The 4,097-nt window shown below is 42.8% G+C and carries 4 protein-coding genes; 2 read left to right on the top strand and 2 right to left on the bottom strand.

From position 1 onward, the window contains the following. A partial coding sequence (locus tag F6K20_RS27215; RefSeq protein WP_502708884.1) for a beta/alpha barrel domain-containing protein occupies positions 1-808 on the top strand: 808 nt, incomplete at its 5' end. A 46-nt stretch (positions 809-854) separates the two neighbouring features. On the opposite strand, the gene F6K20_RS27210 is transcribed toward F6K20_RS27215, so the two are convergent. After that, complete coding sequence (locus tag F6K20_RS27210) at positions 855-3,107, bottom strand: ABC transporter substrate-binding protein (protein WP_008179362.1); 2,253 nt, start codon at positions 3,105-3,107, stop codon at positions 855-857. 346 nt (positions 3,108-3,453) lie between these two features. Here F6K20_RS27210 and F6K20_RS27205 point away from each other — a divergent pair, with 346 nt between their 5' ends. Beyond that, entirely contained in the window at positions 3,454-3,624 is a 171-nt protein-coding gene (locus F6K20_RS27205) for a hypothetical protein (RefSeq protein WP_154659666.1), read from the top strand. A gap of 284 nt (positions 3,625-3,908) precedes the next feature. Here F6K20_RS27205 and F6K20_RS27200 read toward each other — a convergent pair. Further along, a partial coding sequence (locus tag F6K20_RS27200) for a hypothetical protein (RefSeq protein WP_287296725.1) occupies positions 3,909-4,097 on the bottom strand: 189 nt, incomplete at its 5' end.

Genomic DNA, 4,097 nt, shown 5'->3' with positions numbered 1-4,097 from the left:
TGCAGCACGAGCAGCTATAGCAGCTGGATTGGATGGCACATCTAATGTATTAGCAGCCCTGAAATTAGGATGTCAGCCTCAAGGAACCATGGCTCATGCTTTGGTGATGGCGATCACAGCAGTATCTGGAAGTGAGCAGGATGCCTTTACGGCCTTTTATCGCTATTTTCCCAATGCTCCCTTATTAATAGATACCTACGATACTGTAGCAGCCGCTAAGAGTCTGGCTCAACGAATCGCAGCTGGGGAAATCCAAGTGACTGGAGTACGTTTGGATTCTGGGGATTTAGTCACCTTGTCCCAAAAAGTGCGATCGCATTTACCCAATGTCTCAATTTTTGCCAGTGGGGATTTAGACGAGTATGAAATAGCCAGACTCAAACAGGCTGGTGCTTGTATCGACGGTTATGGACTCGGAACTCGGCTAGTCACTGGAAACCCAGTCAATGGAGTCTACAAATTAGTAGAAATTGATGGCATTCCCACCATGAAACAGTCCAGTAGCAAAATCACCTATCCAGGGCGCAAGCAAATCTATCGCCAATTTCACCAAGATACAGTTATCAAAGACCGGCTAGGATTGATGAGTGAATCCTGCCAAGATCATGAGCAACCTCTGCTGGAACAAGTCATCAAACAAGGTCAACGACTCAAGCTGCCAGAATCCTTAGACGTGATACAAAAACGCACAGCTGCTTCTGTTGCCAGTCTTGCCACCTCAACGCGACAACTTCATCAGCCCACCCCACTACCTGTAGAAATTTCTGATGCCCTACAACAGCTCACCATAGCTACCTCCAAAAGGTAAAAGGCAAATGTTAAATTTCAAATCACAATTAACAATTAACAAATTGCTACAAATACCGCCAGCACAGAAGAGACGTGTAAACTACCAAAATTACTGGAAACGCCACTCTTCCAAACTCCATTAATTTGCTAATCTTGATTTTACCAGACTGAAACCCCTCACTATTCCCAATCACCACCATCAACAACTGTAAGCCATTGAGTACGTAAACGATAAAAAAGGCATAGTCGAGAGCCACTACATAGCCAACCCCCTCCGGTAGTCCTTCTATCAAGCTCAAATGGTAAAATACAATCGCTAGTAGCAAGCCACTTACTGCTTCTACGGACATGTGATCGAAAGGGAGAAACATGAACAGGTATCCCACCACCACAAAAAACAGTAGAGGCAATAGATTCTTGATACTGAAACTGACTAAATCCCGCTTGATTTTAATAACCACATTGAATCGGGAATATTCGATATCTGAATCTGTGTCGATAAATCGTCGATTGCCCAAAGTGGAATCGTTAATCACCGTATCCTGGAAAAAGGTAGCATTCTCAACACTCCAATCGGTAATCTTCTCAAACACTTTAGCTCTCTCCCAATTTTTGAGAACTTCTTCTGTAGTGGTATCTCGCATTCCCACGAAGTCCACTACATAAATTAGCTTGTCCCGAGTTAGGTTAATATGTCGAAATCTCGCTGATAGAGTCTGATGGTCAAACGGGTAATCATGAAAATCAAACTTTTCATGAAAATCGCCTTTAACCCGGTATACTTTATAATTTATATCATCGTTTAAATCTGTATCTATCGGTTCCTTTAAGGTCAATTTTTCTCCTGAATCTAGCCGCTCAATGCCATAATTTGTGAACTCGATTTGGTCTGCAGTAATATCGCCTTGGTACCTAAACCAAATGTAAAAATCCACCAAATAGGAGGACGTTTTTTCATCTATGTGACTAATCTCATTGATATCCATCCCGGTGTAAACGATATGGGTTTTTACCATATAGTTATTACCAACCTTTACAATTTCACCACTGTCGAGCTGTTCTTGCAGATTAGCAACAGCCCGTAAGTCCGGTATTATTTGCAGCTGGCTAAACGCTGAAATAAAATTTCTTCTATCAAAAATACCCACAAAAACTGGTGCTACTGCATTGCCGTAATAGTCAAAATAAATATTTCTGGTTGCCCCCTTGAACGCCGTTTCCTGGCTATTAATAGTTGCTAAGCTCTCTTTGAGCATCAAACGGTTTTTGGGTAAATCGTCCCAGGTAAGATCAGAGCGCTTAATTGCCTCAACAATGGCTTTTGCCGCATCATAATAGCAAGTCGCCACCCATCCCGGCGCTTGTTTGTACTTCTTTTCAAATTCGTTTCTGAACTGTTGACCCCCATCATCAGAAATGTCAAAAATAATCGGAGCAATGGCATAAATTCCATTGGTAAAGAAGCCTGGTTCATCCATCTCCTCTGGGGAGTCTTCAAACCGTTGCCCCAGGGATATTTCGGCTAAGGAGTCACCGCCAAAAATGGGGAAATTCATCCCAGAACTCCTCATTTTTGCAATTAATCCAGCCACTTGATTGCGATTCGCTGTCATCACAATCACTCCTGGGTCTTTCCCGCTATTGTTTAAAGCCAATAAATCTTGATAAATCGTTTCTATGGCTTGGTCTATATCATCCCCTAATACCCACTTACTTACTACTTCTCCCCCTAACTCCCGAAACGTCTCTTCAACAGTCTTCCCTAAGGTCAAGCCATAAGTGCTGGGGCTGTAAACTAGGCTAATCTTGGAAGATCCCAGAATCTTTTGGATATAATTGGCGATAAAAGTACCCTGAGCACTGTTAGAAAAAATGGTGCGAAAATACCAAGTGTTCGATTGGGTGACCGCATCAGCAGTAGCTGAGCCGGTCACCGCAGGAATCTTATGGTCTTGATAAACTTTGCCAGCAGCCGTAGATACCCCACTACTGTAATGACCAATCACTGCGATCGCATTTGATTGAGCAATCTTCTGAGCAACCTGGCGTGCCACATCCGGATTGCCTTGGTCATCATAAACCTCTAGCTTCAACTTTTTGCCCTTAACACCGCCAGCCTTGTTAACTTGGTTAATGTAAAGTTCAGCACCGTCTACCATTGCTCTGCCTGAGCGTTGTGCTGATTCACTAGCATTGCTTAACGGAGCTGCGATCGCAATGGTTATCCTATCTTTATATCCCTCGAAGCTATCAATTGCTACAACTGTACCGAAGGCAAGCAGTACGATAGATACTAATACGATGGCTTTTTTTAGCATATATCACCTGATCAGTTGAATGGTCACAGATTACAGGTTACAGGTTACAGGTTACAGGTTGAAAGTTACAGGTTACAGCTTGAACGCGATCGCGTGGCCGAAAGGCCAAGGTTACAGGTTGAAGGTTACAGGTTGAAAGTTACAGGTTGAAAGTTACAGGTTGAAAGTTACAGGTTACAGGTTTAACGTTACAAGTTACAGGTTTAACGTTATAATGTGCATATTTAACTTTAAAGTTTATATTTGACAGGTTTAACGTTACAGGTGGCCAGTTATACATCCGGCTTTCAGTTCTTAAGCCTCTAATCTTCAACCATCAAACCTTCAAACTATCAAACCATCGACCTTGGCCTTTCGGCCACGCGATCGCGTTCAACCATCAAGCTTGGCCTTTCGGCCACGCGATCGGGTTCAACCTTCAACCTTCAAGCTTCAACCTTGGCCTTTCGGCCACGCGATCGCGTTCAACCATCAAGCTTGGCCTTTCGGCCACGCGATCGCGTTCAAGCTGACCTGACTTCGTGACTGGGCAATCATGCCCTTGCTGCTTTGGGAAGATTAAGCGCTTCTAAAAACCACGAATTAGAACTGTCAATAACATCATTTAAAACAGGATAAAAGCTGGTTAACAATGACCAATGACCAATGATTAATAGACTGAAGTCTAGCCAATTGAACGTTTTTCCAATCAACCCTGCCTAAAAAAAACAAAACATACCTTAGGACTTTTAGGCTAAAATAGTTGGCAATTTTATCAATACTTTTTTAATTTAATTATCTTTCTTCACTCTCTTATATCTATTACTTATTTTTAAAATAGCGGTTATCATATTCATCAGGTAGACAGGATTTTTTCCCGATTCCCGATTCCCGATTCCCGATTCCCGATTCCAGATTCCCGATTCCCGATTCCCGATTCCCGATTCCCGATTCCCGATTCCAGATTCCCGATTCCCGATTCCAAGAGCGACGTGTATGCAAAGTGTGTAG

This window comes from Moorena sp. SIO2C4, from assembly GCF_010672485.1.
Classification (GTDB): Bacteria; Cyanobacteriota; Cyanobacteriia; order Cyanobacteriales; family Coleofasciculaceae; genus Moorena; species Moorena producens.
Note: the sequence above shows the minus strand (reverse complement) of the source record. Positions and strands in the feature narration are given on the sequence as shown.

Coding starts and splice junctions, on each gene's coding strand:
- F6K20_RS27210 (WP_008179362.1), bottom strand. CDS start 3,107: ATGCTAAAAAAAGCCATCGTATTAGTATCTATCGTACTGCTTGCCTTC.